Origin of the sequence: Paenibacillus sp. 79R4 (assembly GCF_013393165.1) — a bacterium.
Classification (GTDB): domain Bacteria; phylum Bacillota; class Bacilli; order Paenibacillales; family Paenibacillaceae; genus Fontibacillus.
The window spans coordinates 302,838-324,049 of sequence record NZ_QJOT01000001.1; the positions used below are offsets into that span (position 1 = coordinate 302,838).

A 21,212-nucleotide genomic window follows, 5' to 3' on the forward strand; every position below is an offset into this window, starting at 1 on the left:
GAAAGATGCACGAATAGATTAATATAGGAAAAGGGAGTGTCTCTGAGTCTGATTAGACTTTGGGGACATTCCCTTTTCTTATACGCTTGTTCAAGATGACGTATTAATTCACGAACAGGAACTATTACGATATTGTCGAATATTGTATATGGAGAATATAAGATTCCTTTTTTTGGTAGAGAGTATAAGGGGTAGAGGTGTTGTATGGGAGAAATCATTTGGTTTCAAGAAATGAATTGGGCCGTAGTAGGCATTTTCGGCGTTATTGTTTTATCCGTAATAAATGACAGATTAGCAGCTAGTAGCAGTAATAAGAAAACAAAACGTCAAAGAAAAGTAACGAACACAAATAAACGAGCAAGCAGTTCAAAGCAGAATGTTATTAAGGAAGGTTCGGGCAGAGTCCAGCGCTCGTCAATGACCTGTCGGCCTGATGAAGTTATTCTGACTAGACATTTAAGTGAACTGAATGGGGCGGAATTCGAACGTTTGCTTGCACTATATTTTCGTGGTCAAGGATATACAGTAAATGAAGTTGGCGTTGGAGGCAGAGATGGTGGGGTAGATCTGGTTATTCGGGATCAAAGGGGAGAGAAAACGGCTGTCCAAGCTAAATGCTATGCAGATCATAATAAGGTGAAGGTTCAAATTGTCCGTGAATTAGTTGCTGCGAAGCGAAATCATGATTGTATTCTTAGTTTATTGATTACAACTTCAGATTTAACCTCTGACGCAAAGAAAGAAGCTGGAAGATTCAAAGTAGAATATTGGCATGGTGGGATTATTGAACAGAAGCTAAAAGCTTGGGGACAGTGGAAACCCACAAATAGGAGACCTAAACCAGCTGCTAAGTAGAAATTCGAGACATAGGTTATTAATAATTTTACATACTAGATAAATTGAATAAAGGGGATGGCTAGGGCCAATCCCTTTGAACAAGCTTCCCATTGTATGCAGACCACTATCACTGAAGCAGCCCCAAACTGCAAAAGTACATCTTTTTTCGTTTGCCGCACAACTTAGCTGACTATATTCCTGCAAAAATGCAGTTATTTGACCCGAAGGTTTGTTAAAAGGGTGGTTTTAGAGAAAATACCTGCGTTATTGCATCAATTTATCGAAATTAGCGATAATCGTCACAAATAACTGCATTTTTGCAGTTTTGGTCAGGGGAAGATCACAGCACAGGGCAGTCCAGGGAATCTGCATGTAAGGACGCCCCGTGCTACTGTTCACAAAATTTGCGCGTACTTCAGACCGTTGAGGATGCCGCCTTGATCAACATGGGTAGTTACATAATTCGCATACGGGATCAGCTCCTGATGGGCATTCCCCATCGCGATGCCGAGGCCTACCGAAGCTAGCATTTCTTTATCGTTCAGGCCATCGCCGAAGGCGATAGATTCCTCAGGGGCCAGGTCTAACAGGCGAAGCATTGCGTTGATTCCAATAGCCTTGGATGAGTCAACGGGCAGGACGTCCATAGCGGATTTATGCCAACGGATATAACGCAGTCCGGGAATATGCTCTTGATACAAATATTCGTCGCTTTCCTCGCAGTGGAGGAATATTTGATAGATGTCCTCTTTAGTCCAGAAGCCAGGGTCATAGCCCGGTAGATCAACCTTTAGTGATTGCACGGAAGTTTGAACAGAAGGATCAATCTCGCTATTCGCATAGAAGGCAGAATTCCCCTCAAAGACTAGGGAATGGCGATGCTCCGTTGAGAGCTTAACCAGCGCTTCTATATCGGTACGGGGGATCGGGTGTTGATAGATCGGTTGTCCGCGGTATACAACATAGCCGCCGTTCAGACTAACATAGGAATCAATGGCTAACTGCTGGGCCAGCTTCTCAAAGAAATACGGCGCTCTGCCCGTAGCGATAACCGGTTCAACTCCACGTCGTTTGACCTCGGCGATCGCCTCAATGGTATCCTGCGGAATCTTCTTCTCATCGTTCACTAGCGTACCATCAATATCAAAAAAGGCGATTTTATAGTCCATTCATTCGTTTCTCCTATCCACAGAAATCTCTCTATATAATATGGTCGTAATATACCATCCGCTCGAAAAGGTGGCAAGCTGGAATACAAGTTCATTGTTAGTTTTTATCCCGAAATCTGATTTACTGGAGGAAAGTATAAATGAAAATGTACGAATTAACTTCACAACTTAAATCTATGACGCTACAGTCTCCGAGTGATATTTCAGATAACAATCCAGTTAATGATAATTTTATATCGAACGCAACAAAGATAAGAACTCACTTATGAAGAAGCCAAAGAGAAGGTTGACCAAGGTTATGCTTTAGCCAGTGGCATTGTGCAAAATGCAGCTTGATGCCAAGGGGCGATTTTGACTGGGTAAACTAACACTAGAACTAAATTATCAATGGATGAGACCTCTATTATTTCGCAAATTTTGCTGGGATATCTATGGCATAAGGTAGATAAATCAGAGTTAAAAACTGATATCCAAGATGCCCATGAGAAATCATATTTCCTGGATTAACGATAAAGTATATGCTTATTATATTATAGACAGGCATTTTGAAGGGATGAAGAGCATGAACAACAAAGTTATTTTTCTTACGACAGATAGTCTTGGCGATGGAGATAAGGAACTTGGGGCGCAGTTGCTAGAGACTTATGTTAATCTGCTGAAGCAGCGCGAGGCTTTGCCGGCAGCGGTATTTTGTGTGAATCGGGGGGTGCTGGCATTAACGGAGCAATCCTTCGCATCCCTGCATTTGAAGGAGCTTGAGGACAAGGGGGTCCCTGTACTTGCTTGCGGGACCTGCGTTGACTACTATAAAATTCACGATAAGCTAGTGGCCGGGAAAGTGTCCAGTATGGGGTATTTCATGGAGTTGTCGGAGAAATACGAGGTTATGACCATCTCCTGATAGAGGTAGTTCAAAAAGTCCGCTTTTATTAAGAAAACCTGATTGAGCCAAACCAAGGATGAGAGACCACGGCTTAATGGCAGGTTTTCTTGCTTATAGAAATTCATCAGCCCGGCTCGATAACTTAAAAATTCTGCATCTAACACGAAGTGAAGCAGGAAGTGACCCGGCATCGAATCTTGAATTCAGCCGGGCCTAAGCTGATCAATAAGGATTTTCCACCGCTTCAATTATTTCAGCGATAACTTCATTTTCCTTCGAGTTGTGTTTACTGCGGGTCTGCCATACCGTTATTTCTTGCTTTATTTCTTTAGGGTCTTTATAGCTTAGATTGTACGCGATCTTCGAGATGATTGAGCTGCGATGTTTCTTGTCAGTCATTCCAGTCAATGTATCGAGAAATTCACTTTTATGATTTAAGAATAACTCTCCTACAATTGCTGCATATTGTTCACTTGCTGCCCCATCCAAATTCGTTGTAGCTAATACCAGATTTGAATAGTGCTCGGGCTTAATTAAAGCAAGATGATTATATAAATACTCCAGTGTTTCTATAACAAGCGGATACTCGCTATTTCGAAGCTCCCCATAGACCTTCCAATCCACATTTGCGATTTGCAGCATCATGTCATTGACCTTTTGCTCATCTGCAGCCTCTTCTTGATATGCAGCATACAGAGAATTCTCCACGTTGTAAGAAATGACAGGAGTATCGGTTTGTTGAATTGCGTCCTTGCTATGATTCGAACAGGAGGCAAGTAGTGCGCTTATAGACAGTAAGAGGCAGCAGCCAACGAAGGTAATCCTTTTTATCCTCATGATTTTCTCCTTATTATATAGTGCAGTTTTTACATACCATATTATTCCACATATTATATTATGATCTTACTTTTTAGTCATCTCAAATCATTCTTGAACTGCAGTGGGATAGAATAGGGGGCCGTTCTTTAGGCAACTCTAATATTAGAAAATTCAGAAAATAGGGAGATAAATGTCGGAACCCTGAAATAGAGAATTTACAGCAAGAATTATGTTGAAAAAGGGCCGATTTACAGCACCTAGAGGGCGGAATGAAGCTAGGCATAAGGCTGACTTTTTGTATAACTTCTAAAAGGGAGATCGATGATGCTAAGAACAAAAATTGTTTGTACGTTAGGACCTGCTTGCGAATCGCCGGAAACGTTAAAAGAAATGATTCGTGCAGGAATGACGGTAGGACGGCTGAACATGGCCCACGGAGACTTCGAGGAGCATGCGGGGCGCATCCGCAATATACGACAGGCAGCTCAGGAGACGAATACATATATTCCGCTAATGCTGGATATTAAAGGGCCGGAGATACGCATCGGCAAGTTGCGAGAGCCATCCTGTCAGCTTGTCGCTGGTGAGGAGTTGACGTTGACAACGGAAGTGATCCAAGGGGATAACCGACGAATTTCAGTGAATTATCCGGACATGACGGATGTGGTTCAAGTGGGTGATCGTATCCTGATTGATGATGGTTTGATTGAACTTCATGTCGCTTCTGTAGAAGGAACTGAAATCCACTGTAAGATCATTAATGGCGGTACACTTAAGCCCACAAAGGGAGTGAACCTGCCTGGGGTGAAGACGACATTACCGGGTGTAACGGAGCGGGATATTCGCCATATTCATTTTGGATTGGAGCAGAAAATTGAGATCATCGCTGTGTCATTCGTAAGAAATGGCGATGATATCCGGAAGGTTCGGGCTATTCTTCAAGAGAATAACGCTGGACATGTACAGATTATATCCAAGATCGAGAACAACGAAGGGATCGACGATATAGATGATATTATCGAGGCCTCGGATGGAATTATGGTGGCTCGCGGAGATCTCGGTGTAGAGGTTCCGATTGAAGATGTGCCCATCATGCAGCGAGATATTATTGAAAAATGCAATCTAGTGGGCAAACCGGTTATTGTGGCTACGCAAATGCTGGATTCGATGCAATCAAATCCACGACCGACCCGGGCCGAAGTGAGCGACGTCTTTAATGCGGTCCTGCAAGGAGCGGATGTCGTTATGCTCTCGGGCGAATCAGCAGCAGGCAAATATCCGGTGCAATCGGTAAACACGATGGCAGCTGTAGCGCGCAAAGCCGAATCGGTTATTGATTACCGCAGCCAGTTCATTAAGCGGCGTCTGCGCCATACCAAGACGATCACCGAGGTGATTAGTCAGAGTGCAGTTAGCGCATCCCTGGAACTGGAGGCGAAGGTGATCATTACTTCTACCGAGAGCGGCTATACAGCTCAGATGGTGTCCAAATATCGGCCTAAAGCCCCGATTTTGGCGATTACGCATCATCCGCATGTGCTGGTCAAGCTCTGCTTGCTCTCCGGGGTGTTCCCCTATTTAAGTGAGAAGGTTTTTACTACGGACGAAATGTTTCAAACGGTGACCGAACATGCCCTGAAAACCGGATTTGTACAAACGGGGGATACTGTCGTCTTGTCAGCAGGGCTGCCTTTAGGCCAGGCAGGAACAACAAATCTAATTCAGATTCAGGAAGTATAGAGATCAAAAGAACCAGCGCCCTTGCGGCTGCTGGTTCTTTTCCTTTTTAGGCATAGTGCCTGCTATTCTTATTTATGCTGCAATTGTCTCTTTCGCAAGAAATACAGAACCACACCAAGTGCTATTAGGGCCAGACCCGTCAATTGGATAGGGAGAAGACTGGATTCACCCGTCTTAGGAAGCATCTTCCCGGAGTTCCCTTTCGTTGACGCCCCGTCCGCACTAGGCAGGACATCGACGTCTACTGCATATTCCACTTCGTTGCCTAGCGCATCTGCGACCTTGATCTTAAAGGAGTCCGGGCCTGTGTAGCCTTTATCCGGCGTGTACACCCAATTTCCTTTGGCGTCCACCGTAACTTTACCATTTTTAGGTTTCTCGCTAATTTTCGGCGTGCTGTTCTTAGGAACTTCAATCTTTCCTTTGATTGGCGTCTTATTTGTAGCTGGCACCTTATCCGTTGGCTTAGTTGTCTTCTCAGGTTCAGGCTTAGGCTCCTCGGTTCCCGGCTTTGGTCCTTCCGGCTCGGTTGGATCCGGAGTCTCACCAGGATCCACTTCCTTGTCCGGATCTACTGAAGGCTCAGGATTCGGATTTACTGGAGGATTACCGCCACCGCCACCACCGCCATTTCCGCCACCGGTGGATGGGATTCTTTGATTTGTCTTTTCTAGGAACACAGTTTCAATCTGTTTATCCGTAATTTCAAATGGTACTGGTGTCTTATCCAAGAGGTACCCTGCTGGTGCTTTAACTTCGATGAACTGATATTTATTCGGCTTCAGGTCCTCCAAGAGAAGTTCCCCGTTCTTGTCCGTAATCAATTTGGACTCGTCAATGTCGGCAACTTTTTGATATAAATAGTTCCCTTCCGGATCAAAGAGAATCGATTGCTCCCATAACTCAAACACAGCGCCCTGAAGCTTAAGGTTTTTGCCTGAGTCATATTTGGTTAACTTAACGGAGCGGTCGTTCTCCTTATTTTCAATCGTCTGGGTTGTCTCTGGCTGAATGATCGATACCGCAGTCTCGGCCTGTTCAATGACAAAGCCGTCGGCCTTGGTCTCGATCAGCGTATAGCTGCCGTATTTCAGATTCTCAAACACAAGGAGTCCGTTCTCATTGGTTACCCCTTGACCCACAAGCGCATCCGAGCTGTCACGAAGCTCGAATTCGACGCCTTCAATGGCCGACTGATCTTTGGCATTCACCTTGGTTACGATCAGTTTCCCGTTGGAACCCCATTCGTTGGTTTTCTCTAGTATTTTAATTGAGGTTTGATTCTCCACGATATCGAAGGTGACAGGTGTCGAATCTAATTCATAAAATTCCGGAGCCTTGGTTTCAATCAGTTGATATTTCCCTGGCTCCAAATCACCTTTAGCAATCTTTCCGCTATCATCCGTTTCTAAAACATCGATAGGAGTACCATTTGGAAAAGTGCTAGTGATTTGATTTAATACGAATTTTGCCCCTTTTAAGGTTTTGCCCGGATCTGCCTGGTCTACCTTTGTTAATTCGAACCCTTGACGAATAATTTCATTAATAACCGTAAATGGCTCGTCAGAGTCTTTGAAGTAGATTGTTTTCCCGGCAGCATATTCCGTGTCTTTAATATAACCGCTAGGGGTGGAAACCTCTTTTAATATATAAGGCAATCCATCTGTGCTGTTGAGTCGATAATTCCTGGATGTCTCGGCTTGACCGTTCTCATTAGTAGTAAGTGTCTCAAGCAAAGTAGTTCCCGATGCGTTCCATAACTCGAATACAACCTCTTTAATGGGATGGTTCAAATCATCCAGCTTCAGAACCTTCAGTTTCCCTGTACCGGTGGAGGCGCCACCACCTGCTCCGGCGAGAGAGACTTTAATCCCTTCTACATTTCCCTCACCGATCACTGAGGCTGTTTTCCCGGAAAATTCAGCTTTATTTTTGATTCTCTGCCCACTATCCGCATTGATAAATGATTCATATTCGAGAATAAATGTGGTCCTTAATTCCTTCTTGAATGTGAGAGTAATGCTGTTGCCCTCAGCCTGCAGCTTAAAGAAGTCATTGTCGTTGTTGCCATCTTTATTAAGCTGAGCTCCTTTTGGTATATTACCCGAGTTGTTGGCAGGAAGGGCCGCTTCATACAGTTTTAGAGAATCTACTAATAAAATTTGGTTGTCAGATAAGGTATCGGTTAATTCGGAACCCGCTGGAATATAAGATTGGCTAGGGTTCAAAGTAACTGTCCACTGGGCTCTATCAGTTTTGCCGACTTGGGCTCCTGTTTTATAGAGCAGTTCCCCTCCGTGTTTAGGCGTTACCTTGCCATCCTGACTAAAGAGCTCCCGAGTTCCGTCAAATAGTACTGCATGATTGGAATACTCCCCTATAATATTGAAGTCGCCATCAAGACTCGTTTTGTACTTAATTTGATAGGCCACTTCGCCGATACCACCAAGCTTCAACTCGAAGCTTTTACGATCATCGGCTAATTTAAGCTCATAGTTTGTAACGGGATCGCCTAAGCTGATCTGATTATTTGCCGGATTTAGAGTGAGCTTATGAACCTCGAAGGAATTATCGATATACATCTGATCGCCTTTTAAGGCGTCGGTGATGATCGCATCCTTCACATCAAATAGATTGTAGTTGGCAATAATCGTCCAAGTGATCGCTTTGTCCTTAGCGCTATATTCGCCTGTTTTTCTACCATTATTGTTGGTATAGTCCTCCGGTTTTACATAGGCTTCTTTTACAAGGCTTTTTTGGCCATTAAGATCTTTCCATGTCATTGTGGCTTTGTTTTTATAAAGCCCTTCTGCCGGTTTGCCCGCCTTAGGATCAAATGATGTTGCATAGGTGATGATAACTGGATCTTTGATCGTTTCTCCACTTTTTAGTTTGAGTGTAAATCCTTCACTATAATTTCCTGGTTCCAGCTCAAAGGCGGAAACCGCAAGCTTCTGGCCATCCACTCTGATGCTATCCTGGAGCAGCTTCATATGTCTGCCCGCGTAATCGTCCTGGATCTTGACTTCGGCCATTTCGAACTTATCCTCATTGAGAATGAGCTGCCATTCAATTTCCTTTTTGTTAAAATCCTCGCGTATTACGTTCTTTTTGAAAATCCGTTCATTAAGCCATTTATGATCTGATTTTGTTAGGGTTCCAAAAGTCACGGAGTTGTTGACATCTTGACCGCTGTATATACGCTCTGTGATTTCCGTCTGATATTCGATGACATAGGCCTCGGTGATTTCGTTATGGAACTCCAAAGTGAAGCCTGTTTCGAACCCGGAGGCGTCCTTCAGGATAACTAAATCGCATTCGCTAGCGTTGATTAGAGCATCACGAGTAGCGCTGCCATTGCTATCAATGTTCACTTTGTACACATTCACTTTGTCATTAGCCAGTTTAAAGTGGACGCCGTTGGATGGTCCAAAAGAGTCCTCAAGAATCGGCTGGCTTATCTTCTGCTGGTTATAGTTGTATTCGATCGACCAATCGACGATCCACAGGGAGCCTCCGGAGGGGAGGTCCTTGCTTTCGGCCTTTCCCACTTTCTTATTCAGCGGTTCATTGAAGCTGATATATACGCTGCTTGGCATACCTTCCGAGTATCCATTATCTCCGGTAAGCGTGGCTGTGTTTTTGAATTCCCGGTTCTTAAAGTTTCCCTCTGTGGGAGCTTTAACGCTTGTCTTATACGTTACCTTATAGGCTTTATTGATATCCCCTAGATCGATAGGAAAGGCTGTTTCCGTTCTTACATGATTTGTTGGTTTTAAATCCCCATTTAAGAGAACTTCCATCTCGGTGATCGTAATGTTACCTTTGATCTCCAAGCCATCCCCAGGATTATCCGTGAGTTTGGCATCTTTGATCTCTTTCTCTGCCTGGTTGAACTCAATCGTCCACTCGATTTCATCGGAGTTAAAATTGTGTTTGTTGGCGACGCCTGATTTCTTGAGCATATTTATGGCGCTGTTGGCGAAATTGACCGTAATATCTTGCTGTCCGACTGAACTGAAGTCAATCTTATGCTGCAGACTTTCTCCAAGCTTGGATTGATCAAAAGACAGCCATACGAAAAATTGCCCATGCAGCTGTTGTCCACGAATTTGATCATTAAATGTAAAGGTGACTTGCTTGTTCTCAGAAACAACGTATTTCCCAACACCTCCGGTCAAGTCTCCCTTTAGCTCATACGGTATAGCGAACTCTTCAGGAAGATAAAAGCTGTAGGTCGATCCATCATCATAGGCATGCCGATCATCCGGCAAGGACCAGTCATAGATAATCGCTACTTCATCGGAAGGTTTAGGCCGAATATTCTGAATTTCTTCACCTTGTACTGTGATTGAACCGTCATTTTCAATAAGGGGTTGTTGGTTGTAAATTTTAACCCCTGTAATCAGATTCTCTGTAATCTCAACTCCGGTGCCAAGGAGCGCGGTCTTGCCATACACATCATCTGTCACACTCTCTTGATTAACTATTACATCTTCGGTTTCGCCCTCAGCGCGAGTAATGGAAGAAGGGAGTACGATGTTGAGCAGTAGAATCATAGCTAGGAATAAAAATAATGGTCGTTTGAACTTCTTCATGACTAAGTGATTTCACCTCTCCTTAATTTGTAGGTTCTGACTCATGCTAAGGCTAAGTATCTCGATAATTTCACAATCTACCTCCCTTACCGGACCCGTCTCCCAGTAAGCAGCAGAGATGATCTTCGTGGATTAAGCCTACAGGAAATGAGGTACCCCAAAACAATGTCGATTCAGGTCGATACTTATCCAAGCTACTATAAGATAGGTCACTGAATATTTTCTAAATATCGGCTTTATATAAAAAACAAGAGCGATATGCTTCCCGCCAGGGAAGCATATCGCTCTAATTCAAATCCATTTGCTATATTCATCTGCTATATTTCGAATACCAATCGATTAGCGCTTGGCTCGGGGCAACATCGAATTCATCCTGCAGCCTGTCGGTGAGCATCTGGAACAGCTTCCTGACTTCAACCGGATGATTTAATGTCGAATAGATTTGCATCAGTCCAAAATATCCATCCTCCATATGGGGCAATTTATCTATGATTCGCTGGTATAATGATATCGCTTCATTATACATGGACCGCTGCAAGTAAAACTCTGCGATCTGTTTAATATGAGCCAGCCAGACTAAGCGAAGACGTTCCTGCTCGTATTCGGCCCATACATAGCGATGATCGGCGAGATAATCCCCTTTGTACAGTCCCATAATTAATAAATGCTGATCCAGAGTCTCGGCTGTGACTGGCGGAGCTTGACTGACCTGGGCTTTCCAGACCTCAACATCCAGTCGCTGGTTCCCGAGCAACAGACTGTACCCGCTATCCTTGTACTTAATCTCAAGCTCAATCCTGGCTTCCTTAAGCACCTTGCGAATCTGATAGATTGCTGTATGTAGTTGCGCAGTTGACTTCTCAATATCGTATTCGGGCCATAGCAAGTCGATCAAGTCTTGCTTGGACACGGTCTTATCATGGTGATAGAGCAAATAAGCGAATAACTCCGGTGCTTTTAAGGTTCTCCAGGCAAAATGCTGCGTTGCCCCATTAGCGTCAATGTAATGGATACTCTGCAAGCAATTAAGCTGGGTCGACCCGACGTTTTTTGCGTCAGCGGAGACCTGTAAGGAAGAGGCTATACGTTGTAGGGTGATAACTAGTCTGTCCTGGTTCACAGGCTTCAGCAAATAGTCGAGCGCGTTGATCTCAAATGCCTTCAAGGCATATTCCTGAAAAGCGGTAGTAAATACGATTTGAATATGCGGCTGGATATTCAGCAGTTGATTAGCCAATTCAAAGCCATCGATCTCCGGCATTTCAATATCCAGGAAAGCCAGCTGCAGAACTTGCCGTTGGGCTGTTTCGAGCGCTTCGTGGGGATTCATATAGGAACCGATAATCTCTATATTCTGGACCACGGTCTGTTCCTTCAGCAACTTCTCCATTTTAAGTATAGCAAGGCTTTCATCGTCTACGATAATTACCTTCATTCCCATCTCTCTCTCCCTGCACCTCCGGTCCATGTTCCCTTCATTCTAACAAGCGCATGTCCGTATGTCCAAAGCAGATTGCGAAGGCAGGCCATTCGCTCTACCTATTCATACGTTGTACCTACCTTATTCGCTGAATATATTCATGCGTCTGAGCCGCCGGTTTGAAAGGATTGCCCCTGTAGTACAAATCGGTGTATGGTTAGTAATAAGAGATAATGAAGGGGCAGTGAGCAAAATGGCAGAGTTAGATCCTGATACGATTAGACAATGGCTTAAGCAGCAGAAGAGCAGCATTAACGGGGGAAAGACCGGATCGCTGGAGTTCAGGCTACAGCAGCTGCGGGCGTTGAAGCGGTCTGTTCAGCAGCATGAGCGCGAGATTATTCAAGCGTTGCATCAGGATTTGCACAAGCCGGAGTTCGAGGCTTATTCGACGGAAATCGGGTACCTCTATGACAGTATCGGATATGTAATGAAGCACCTGCATCACTGGATGAAGCCGGAGCGTGTCCGCAACCCGCTCGTTCATTTGGGTTCCCGAAGCTGTATATATTCAGAGCCGTATGGCTCGGCCTTAATCATCGGACCGTTCAATTATCCGTTCATGCTGGTGATGGACCCGCTAGTTGGGGCGATTGCCGCCGGGAATTGCGCGGTCGTCAAGCCTTCGGAATTTACGCCGCATGTCTCGGCGGTCATCTCCAAATTGATTGGCGAGTGCTATGATGAGTCCTATGTGCGGGTCATTCAGGGGGGACAAGAGACTACTTCTACATTGCTGCAGGCGCCCTTTGATATGATCTTCTTCACGGGAAGCGTACGGGTCGGCAAGATTGTGATGAAGGCCGCCGCTGAGCATCTCACCCCGGTTGTATTGGAGCTTGGAGGCAAAAGCCCGTGTATTGTTGATAAGAACGTAAATCTGGATGTAGCGGCACAGAGAATCGTATGGGGCAAATATCTAAACACAGGGCAAACCTGCGTAGCCCCTGACTACGTGCTTGTTCATAAGGATGTCCGTGCAGAGCTGATTGCGAAGATGAAGACATGTATCACTTCCTTCTACGGAACGGAGCCGCAGCGGAGTCCTGATTATGGACGTATCGTCAACCTTGCCCATTGGGAGCGTTTGAACGGGCTGCTGGAAGGGGCTGTCATCGCAGCTGGCGGACAGACGAACCGGGATGATCTGTATATTTCGCCGACGCTGATTGAGCAAGTGGACTGGAGCGATAAGGTGATGGAGGGTGAGATATTCGGGCCGATCCTGCCGGTGCTGGAGTACGATAATCTGGACCAGGTAATTGAGGCGGTGAACTCCAGGCCGAAGCCGCTGGCTTTGTATTTGTTCACGAATGATAAACAGATTGAACAACGGGTAATGAGTACGGTATCCTTTGGCGGGGGTTGTGTGAACGATACGATTATGCACTTGGTCAGTCCCTATCTCCCATTCGGGGGAGTGGGTTCTTCCGGGATGGGAGCCTATCATGGACGACATAGCTTCGATGCCTTCTCGCATAAGAAGAGCGTGCTGGGCAGGTCGACATGGATGAATCCAAGCTTCCTGTTCCCGCCTTACAATGATAAAAAATTAGGACTTGTAAAGAGGTTCCTGAAGTAACAGAAGCGGCCGTTTGCCTGAACCAACCGGGTAAACGGCCACTTTTGCTCTATAAGTCTGCGAGTGGAAAAGGTTGAGCTAATTCGACAAGTCCGATAAATCCGAGGATTTGGACGAATTGGAGGAACCTGAATCTGATGAATTTGACGAGTCTGATGAATCTGAAGGCTTTGATCCATTCGAAGAGTCGCCTGATGCATTCGCTGTGTTTGAAGAGTCTGACGCCTTCGATGCATTCGATGGCTTGGATGAACCCGGTGAGTCAGACGATCCAGATGATCCGGACGAGTTCGACAAATCCAATGAGAGAGCTATACCGGTTCCCGAGATGACGGACGAACCCGTCGAACCCGATGAATTCGATGAGCCTTGTGAATTGGACGCACCCGATGAGCCTTGTGTCTCGAATGAATTCGATGGGCCCGATGAGTTGGACGGCGATGCAGCGGCTCCTTTTGCTCCCATATTACGAATCATATGGGTCATCAGCATGATGAATGGCAGGAACACGGATACGGCCACTGTATAGGATATCCATGTCGTACTGTCCCAGCTTTGCTGGTAGGAGACATTGGGGTAGATTATCTCCGACAAGCTCACCAGAATCATTCCCAGCGGCATGACCAGAGGACGGTAGTCCCGCAGGTTAAATATATAAGTCAGACCAAGGGCCGAGAAATATAAATAGATGGAGACTCTGAAGAACAATGTCGTATACCACATGATCCCCATAATAACCTCGATCCGCTGCAGGAAATTGCCGATGTTTATTTTTTGCGCTAACAGATAGCTCGGATACATACTGCTGGAGATAATATTCGGTCCAAAAACGAGCAATCCCAGAGCAACGATCAGGGTGATTGCCAATCCCCCGATAATACTGCCTATAAGCAGAGCCCGCCGCGCCTCCGTAGGCTGCTTAACTGCAGATGAGTGAATCATAAGCAAGGAAATATGCGGCAGCAAGACGGTTGCCAGAAAATCCAGCGAGGCAGGCCAGATCGGTCTCATTCCATTCTCCATCAGCGGAAGAATATTTTCCGTCTGAGTCTGATTCAGGATCAGTATAACGAATGAGATGAAGAGGACGATGAATGGGAAGAACATCAGCTCAGAGGAACGGGCGAGGGTCTCGACCCCAAGTCTCACACCCATGATGATGACAACAATAAACAGGATGTTGATAGCCTGTGTTGGTGTTTCTGGCATGATCTGTGTCGTCACAAAATTACCGGTAAAATAGAGCGCGGGGGATGGACCCGTCAGAAATAATGTTATTACTACCAGTAAAGCGAGCGTTTTGCCCAGCCATTTACCAAATAGAGTCTCCATGATCTGCACCAGGTTTAGTTTGGGATAAAACTTCGTCAATAAATTATACATGGACAGTATTGCGATTCCGAGGCTCAGTCCAACCAGGCAAGCAATCCACGCATCCTGCTTCGCTATGGAAGTCACGCTGGAGGGGACGATAAGTATGCCGCTGCCTATGGTGAAGAAGGTGGTTAAGGTCGTCAACTGCCGCGAAGATATGTTGGCTTGGCTGTATTTGTTCATATTTCACCTCTCCGTCTGAATTAGCCCAATATTCTCTAGCAGATGATTGAGCGGATCGAGGATGAATGTCAGCGCTTTAAGCGGCGTAGGGACATTCTGTAACACATTTGCGATGACATTCATGGTGATGCCAATGAGCAAGAGAATGGAGAACACCCACAGCTCTTTGGTATATTTGCTCTTAACTAATGAGGGGACATCAAACCGTATGATCAGGCTGGTCACCCCAAGAATGATTACACTGTAGAGCATGGCTGATTACTCCTTCATGTTTTTCAGAAAAGAATCCTTGGTTGTACCAAGTCGTTGTATTTTGACAGATACCTTGATGTTTACAGGCAGGGTACGGAAGTATCGTTCATCCCAGTCATGTCTTAGTTCCTTCCATGCCCGCGGATTAGAACGGTGGACAACTTCTCCGAAGCCGAAGATATCCGCGCCAAAATTTTGCTGAACCGTATGAATAGAATCTTCCATAATTGATTTAATCCGTTCGTTAAGCAGGTGTTCAATCATTTCGATTGTCTCGACATTTAGCAGATTCAGATTCTTGCACTCCACATCCGCGATATTTCCACTGATTTTCACATCAATATCGATTTGCGGCTTGCCTTGTATCACTTTGCCGTGAGATTTGGTCTTGGAGTTGATAACCTCGAAGGAGAGTTTGCCTCCGTCCGGGCATTTAGCGTGTTCCATTGTATTTTTGATATTGCCGCGGATGAAATTGTAGCCCTTGCTCTGGTCCTCCGTCAGCCAGCCCACTACCTTATCGCGTTTAAATGCGGCGATCCCTGTGAATTTCAGCTGGGTTGGCGTATCGATTCCTTCAATATTTTGCTTCTTCGCACCGATCTCGGGATCGCCTAGAATGCGAATTCCGGGGAGTACGGGTTGTTTGCCGTCACTAAGCAGATCGCTGATCATCTCGTTTAACGTTTCTGTCAGGCTGGGAGCCCAGGTTTGCTCCGAAGTCTCCAATGAGGCGAACAATTTATTCGCGGGAATCTTCTGCAAGGGAGTCATAATCTTGAGCGCGTCCTCTGCGGAAGCATTTTTTACGACTGCTAAATAGAAGTCAGTTCTCAACTCATGGTCCCGCAGCAGAAAATCGAGCGCTTCGGCAACGCCGGTGTCCGCCAAGGATTGTCCAAGCAGCGCCATTCTGAGTTGCGAGACATATATTTTCCGCGGACTAATGTTGCTGATTCTACGGATAGCCTCAGAGACCGTATGCCCTTTGGCTGTATATAGGGTGGCCGGGGATTCGCCTCCTCCTTTGCCACTGGATACCTCGCTGGGATTCACGACCTGAACAGATACCTGGTATCCATCTCCGTCCTTGTCCAGTCCAAGTCCAACAGCGATGGCAAGTTCATTTAATTCGCGGCGGTTCCAGCATCCTGTCAAAAGTGTAGACGCCATGAGAAGCAGGAACAGGCAAGCTGTAAATCTCTTCATAGCCTTGGTCGGGCCACCTTTCTATCTTGGCTTCGGAGGATTCTGTCCCGAACCGGGAGTCTCCCGTTGAATATTCTTCTGATTAATAAGCCGTGGACGCTTAATCATAAAGCGATGCGGGAAGCGCAAGAGAGTATCCTTGTTGTCGCTAGGAATCATCGGCCCGAATGGTGTCATATAAGGAACGCCAAAGGTGCGCAGGCTGCATAGATGAAGAATTATTGTTGTACATCCGACAAATATGCCCACCAGCCCAAATGAAGCTGCCAATCCCATGAGAGGGAAGCGCAGCATGCGGAAGGCAATGGACATGTTATAGGAAGGCAGTACAAAGCTGGAGATCGCTGTGAGGGACACAACGATGACCATAGCAGCGGAGATAAACCCGGCTTGAACTGCCGCTTGACCTATAACCAGCGTGCCCACAATCGAGACTGCTGCTCCGATATATTTAGGCATCCGTACGCCGGCCTCGCGCAGGATCTCGAAGGTGAGCTCCATCATAAGCGCTTCGATAAATGCCGGAAAAGGTACCGCTTCCCGCTGTGCAGCCAAGCTCATTAATAATTGGGTCGGAATCATCTCTTGATGAAAAGTCGTCACTGCAATATAGAAGGACGGGCTCAACAGAGAGATAACGAGACCTACATACCTTAAAATCCGGATGAAGCTGCTGATATCTGCCCGCTGGTAATAATCCTCCGCCGCATGCATGAAGGAGACGAAGGGCGCCGGTACGGCAAGCACAATCGGCGTACCATCAACTAAGATGGCGATTTTCCCCTCCAGTAACTCGGCGGCAATGACATCAGGCCGTTCCGTGTAATAGACAGTTGGAAAAGGCGTTAGTGTCTCATCTTGAATCAATTCTTCGATATAACCGCTCTCAAGGATCGAATCGATGTTGATATTGTCCAGTCGGGAATGAACTTCCTGTACGATCTGCTCGCTAACGAGACCTTTAATGTACATAATGGCTACATCGGTCCGTGAGACATGGCCAATTTGCCGCGATTCCAGCCAAAGCGAGGGGTCCTTGATTCTACGCCGCACCAGCGCAGTGTTGGTGCGCAGCGATTCGGAGAACCCTTCGCGCGATCCGCGGACGACATTCTCCGAAGAGGTCTCGGTCACACCGCGGTCTCTCCAACCGCGGATGCTTGCTGCAATCACAGACGTTTCTCCATCTATGAACAGAATAGCGTCCCCGGACATCAGAGAGTGGAACAGGGTATTGAAATCTGACAGGTCATGAATGTCGCTGAAAGTGAGCGCACGATCTTTAATGAGCTGGATCACATTAGAAGTATCCATTTTCTTTTTATCAAGCTGAGCCAGCATATTCCCTTCCGGCTGCATTAACGGTTCCATAATGAAGTCATTTACGACAGAGCCGTCGCATAACCCGTCGATGAATAGAACGGCAATGAGCCGGTCATTAGCCAGGCCAAGAGGGAATTTCCTAATAATCAGATCAGTGCTGTTTCCAAGCGTCGTTTCAATGTACTTGATGTTTTTTTCGAGACTTTTATCGATTGGCGGGAGCTTAGAATCCAGGTCCGTTTCTATTTCATGATCTGACTCGGATTGCTGGCTTGTCTGTTGGTTACTTTGTTGCTTCCCCTGCTGGTTCTGCTGTTGGTTTTGTTGTTGCTGTACCGGTTGCATCTTGTCATTAACATTACCGCTATTATTGTTGCCACTGCCGCTGGGGGTGGCGTTGTTATTATCGTTGTTATCGCCGCCACTACTGTCATTGTTTCCGTTACTGTTGTTACTATCGCTGCTGTTGCTGTCATTGCTATTTTTATTGCGATTACTATCGCTGCTGGTATTATTGCTGTCATTGCCAGTTCCGCTATTATCACCGCTTGGATGGCTGAGGCTGCCCCCATTTAGATTCCCGCTGCTATTGCTGTCATTACCGCCCTTCTTTTCACTGGTTTTATTATTTTCATCCTTATTGTCATTGCTGCTTGTATGGTTTTGATGATTTCTATCGTTAGTATTTCCATTGTTTTGCTTCTTTTCATAGTTTTCATTTGCGGGCTTGTTCTGCCGCTGATGCTGCGTATCCTGCGATGCGGGATTGGCTTGAGCTTCTTGGGTATCCTGCCCATTCTCTGCTTCCATGATATCCAGTGTTTGTTGGTTGCCTTGGGCATCCTCCATTTGTTGATGACCCAGACCCGGGCTATCCCCTTTTGCATTTTTCGTTGCCGAATCCCCTTGATGGTTCTGTTTCTCCGGAGTCTTGACAGCCTCTTGCATACCCGGCGATTCGGCCGATTTCTGCTCATCTGCTGCGGAGGACGAATTGATTTGACGAAGGCTTTTTCTTTTACGCATGCGCACGGCTGTTCACCCTCTTACGTTATATTAGCAATCATTATTGCCAATGAGAGTGACCTGTAAACTATAGTTCAAGAGTGATCATATGCCCGGAAAAATAAAAAGCAGGCCCTGGGAATTCCCATCCCCGGCCTGCTTCTTTGCATATTAAATTTTCCTCGGAAATTCGTTCAATTATAGCTTAACCCAGGCAACCAGCCCATCTGGCTGATCGGGATCGATACCTAACTGTTCGGCTTTACTCAGGGCCACAATCTGCGGGATGAAGATGAATGGAATACCGCGCGCCGCTGGATCGAGCCTGTTCTCGGAGACGACGGCAAGGTCAACATATTCCGAAGGAATGACCTCTGCCTGGTCTGCGAAAGCGATAATTTTTGCACCTCGGTTCTTAATATCGCGCATGAGCTTGCTCTGATGCTCCGCTCCTTGCTCGGAGAGTGCGGCGATTACCAAAGTGTCTTCCCCTACAGTAACCATCGGACCATGCCGTACATCAAGCAGATGGAAGGAATGAGCTTGAATCTTGGCAATCTCCGTCAAAGCGATAGCCCCTTCAGAAGCGAGGCCTTGCAGTTCTCCATCGGCCAATAGAACCGCGTTGGACCAGTTGAAATCGGCTGCGCTGCGTATGTTGTCCTCTACGGTGTTCATATAAGCTTCTCCCTGATGAATTGCGGTCTGAAGATCCTCAATTAGCTTTTCATCCTCGCCTAAGAACGCGCCAAGCAGCAGGTTAGCCATGTACAGATTGGTCACTGTCCGGGTCTGGCAGACACTATGGTCGAATGCCCAAGGCAGCTCCAAGGCAAAATTGGCCTGCTTTGAGAGCGGTGAATCGCTGACGCAGGATAAGGATAATACCGGAAGATTGCTGTCGCTGCCCTCACGAAGCAGACGAACGGCTTCGACAACTTCACTGGTGCTGCCGGAACGTGAAGGGGCGACGAGCAATGTATTTTTCAGCATAGGGCGATATTGCTCATAATTCAGCATGAGGTCGCCCCCGGCCAGTGCATAAGCAGGCAAGCCGGCCCGCAAGGTGACGGACATCGCAGCGGAGCGGCTAAGACAATAGCTTGAACCACAACCGACGAAGGTGATTGAAGTGATAGTCCGGGCTTGAACGAAGTCAATAATATGTTGTCTTTGGTTCATCATGTAGTCATAGGTTTGTTGCAGGGCAGCGTATTGCTGTTTGATTTCACTATAAGTCAAGCTCATAGCTTAAACCTCCTATAAATGAATTCGAATGATCATTCATATCGTATGAGGACAGTTTATATCAATAAAATGATTATTTCAATCAAAATAATATAAATTTATGATCATAAAGTTAAATATATATCATAATATTCAATATAAACTCAATTTATGATCAAAAACATATTGATTTACTTCAAAAACAAGAATATTATAATCATAAAATGATTGAATCAATCAAAATATATGTCAATAATATGGGGAGGGTTCATCTATGAAGTCCAGCTCGATTCAAATTCATCACGCACGGATTCTTACGCCCCGTGGCTGGATTAATAACGGAAGTCTATTCATCAAGGATGGAGAGATTGTCGGCATAGATCAAGGCGATGGAAGTGGAGTGGAGAGCAGCGGACAAGTGGTCATCGCCGAAGAGCCATGGATACAGCTTGATGCGGGAGGAAGGATGCTGCTACCTGGTTTCATCGATCTGCATGTACATGGCGGCGGAGGATATGACGTGATGAAGGGAAGCGCTGATGAGCTGTATGGGATGTGTCGTTTCCATGCTTCGAGAGGCACTACTTCCTTATTGGCAACAACGTTGACCGCTTCGCATGAGGAGATCATCTCTGCACTGGAGGCAGCGGCCGTAGCGGTCCAGGACACTGAACGTGAGCCGGATGGCGCTCATCTTCTGGGAATTCATTTGGAAGGGCCATTTCTAAATCAGACAAGGTGCGGAGCCCAGAACCCGGATGATCTTCGTGAACCGTCTATTGAGGAATTTGAGAGCTTTTGGTCCGCTTCCCAGGGGCAGATCAAGCTGATGGCCATTGCTCCTGAGCTGCATTCTGCGGAGGAAGTGATTGTCCACGCGGTTAATAGAGGGGTCACGGTCTCGCTGGCTCATACGGATGCGGATTACCTGACGATGAAGAAGGCTGTGGAGTGGGGAGCGACGCAGGTCACGCATCTGTTCAATGGCATGCGCCCGCTGCATCATCGGGAACCCGGTGTTGCCGGGGCGGCGCTTATGTTGGATGAATTAGCGGTAGAGCTGATCTGCGATGGCCATCATGTTCATCCAGATTTAGTCAAATGGGTGTTCGACATTAAGCCAGAGGGCAAGGTGATCATGATTACGGACAGCATGTGCGCCGCCGGCTGCCCCAATGGAGAGTACTTGCTCGGCAAGCTCCCGGTATTGATGCACAACGGACAGGTTCATCTGAAGCTGGATGACGGATCTTTAGGAAGTTTGGCGGGAAGCTCGCTAACGATGATTGATGCGTTATCCAGAACTGCAGCCTTTACCGGCAAGGAGATTGCTGACATTGTTCCTGCGCTGACCCTTCATCCGGCTACCCAGATTGGCGTACAGGATCGGAAGGGAACGATCGAACTGGGCAAAGATGCAGACATCGTCATCATCGATGAGGAGTTCCAAATCTATCAGACCTATGTTCAAGGCCATCGGGTCTACGATGCAACAAGCCGTTAGCAAATGAAGTGTTGAAGGGAGCGGAGT

General features: G+C 46.3%; 14 protein-coding genes. 5 read left to right on the top strand and 9 right to left on the bottom strand.

The window, feature by feature from the left end:
- Positions 1-204 precede the first annotated feature (204 nt).
- Complete coding sequence (locus tag DMN77_RS01265) at positions 205-855, top strand: restriction endonuclease (RefSeq protein WP_256872182.1); 651 nt, start codon at positions 205-207, stop codon at positions 853-855.
- Positions 856-1,232: 377 nt separating this feature from the next.
- On the opposite strand, the gene DMN77_RS01270 is transcribed toward DMN77_RS01265, so the two are convergent.
- Positions 1,233-2,006 (bottom strand): Cof-type HAD-IIB family hydrolase, encoded by a 774-nt coding sequence (locus DMN77_RS01270; RefSeq protein WP_179013179.1) that lies wholly within the window; start codon positions 2,004-2,006, stop codon positions 1,233-1,235.
- Positions 2,007-2,568: 562 nt separating this feature from the next.
- On the opposite strand from DMN77_RS01270, the gene DMN77_RS01275 reads away from it, so the two are divergent.
- Positions 2,569-2,907, top strand: coding sequence for a DsrE family protein (locus DMN77_RS01275; protein ID WP_068779478.1), 339 nt, complete (start codon positions 2,569-2,571; stop codon positions 2,905-2,907).
- A gap of 204 nt (positions 2,908-3,111) precedes the next feature.
- Here DMN77_RS01275 and DMN77_RS01280 read toward each other — a convergent pair whose 3' ends face one another.
- Entirely contained in the window at positions 3,112-3,726 is a 615-nt protein-coding gene (locus DMN77_RS01280) for a hypothetical protein (protein WP_179013181.1), read from the bottom strand.
- A gap of 306 nt (positions 3,727-4,032) precedes the next feature.
- On the opposite strand from DMN77_RS01280, the gene pyk reads away from it, so the two are divergent.
- Complete coding sequence (gene pyk, locus DMN77_RS01285; protein WP_068779373.1) at positions 4,033-5,448, top strand: pyruvate kinase; 1,416 nt, start codon at positions 4,033-4,035, stop codon at positions 5,446-5,448.
- 68 nt (positions 5,449-5,516) lie between these two features.
- On the opposite strand, the gene DMN77_RS01290 is transcribed toward pyk, so the two are convergent.
- Both DMN77_RS01290 and DMN77_RS01295 read right to left on the bottom strand, forming a co-directional pair.
- Positions 5,517-10,046, bottom strand: coding sequence for a collagen binding domain-containing protein (locus DMN77_RS01290; protein ID WP_179013183.1), 4,530 nt, complete (start codon positions 10,044-10,046; stop codon positions 5,517-5,519).
- A gap of 310 nt (positions 10,047-10,356) precedes the next feature.
- Positions 10,357-11,487, bottom strand: a complete 1,131-nt coding sequence (locus DMN77_RS01295; protein ID WP_256872183.1) for a response regulator — start codon at positions 11,485-11,487, stop codon at positions 10,357-10,359.
- A 232-nt stretch (positions 11,488-11,719) separates the two neighbouring features.
- Here DMN77_RS01295 and DMN77_RS01300 point away from each other — a divergent pair, with 232 nt between their 5' ends.
- Positions 11,720-13,108 (top strand): aldehyde dehydrogenase, encoded by a 1,389-nt coding sequence (locus DMN77_RS01300; protein WP_179013184.1) that lies wholly within the window; start codon positions 11,720-11,722, stop codon positions 13,106-13,108.
- Between the two features lie 78 nt (positions 13,109-13,186).
- Here DMN77_RS01300 and DMN77_RS01305 read toward each other — a convergent pair whose 3' ends face one another.
- From DMN77_RS01305 to DMN77_RS01325, 5 genes are all read right to left on the bottom strand, one after another.
- A complete protein-coding gene (locus DMN77_RS01305) occupies positions 13,187-14,665 on the bottom strand; it encodes a GerAB/ArcD/ProY family transporter (RefSeq protein ID WP_069188307.1) in 1,479 nt (492 codons plus the stop codon).
- Positions 14,666-14,668: 3 nt separating this feature from the next.
- The gene (locus tag DMN77_RS01310) at positions 14,669-14,917 is read right to left on the bottom strand and encodes a hypothetical protein (protein WP_068779376.1); all 249 of its coding nucleotides are present in this window, start codon (positions 14,915-14,917) and stop codon (positions 14,669-14,671) included.
- A 6-nt stretch (positions 14,918-14,923) separates the two neighbouring features.
- Complete coding sequence (locus tag DMN77_RS01315; protein ID WP_068779377.1) at positions 14,924-16,126, bottom strand: Ger(x)C family spore germination protein; 1,203 nt, start codon at positions 16,124-16,126, stop codon at positions 14,924-14,926.
- A gap of 21 nt (positions 16,127-16,147) precedes the next feature.
- On the bottom strand, positions 16,148-17,794 hold the full coding sequence (locus tag DMN77_RS01320) for a spore germination protein (protein ID WP_179013304.1): 1,647 nt from the start codon (positions 17,792-17,794) through the stop codon (positions 16,148-16,150).
- 858 nt (positions 17,795-18,652) lie between these two features.
- The gene (locus DMN77_RS01325; protein WP_179013185.1) at positions 18,653-19,702 is read right to left on the bottom strand and encodes an SIS domain-containing protein; all 1,050 of its coding nucleotides are present in this window, start codon (positions 19,700-19,702) and stop codon (positions 18,653-18,655) included.
- A gap of 253 nt (positions 19,703-19,955) precedes the next feature.
- Between DMN77_RS01325 and nagA the strand changes: the two genes are divergently transcribed.
- A complete protein-coding gene (gene nagA / locus DMN77_RS01330) occupies positions 19,956-21,185 on the top strand; it encodes an N-acetylglucosamine-6-phosphate deacetylase (protein WP_179013187.1) in 1,230 nt (409 codons plus the stop codon).
- The last annotated feature ends 27 nt before the right edge of the window (positions 21,186-21,212 follow it).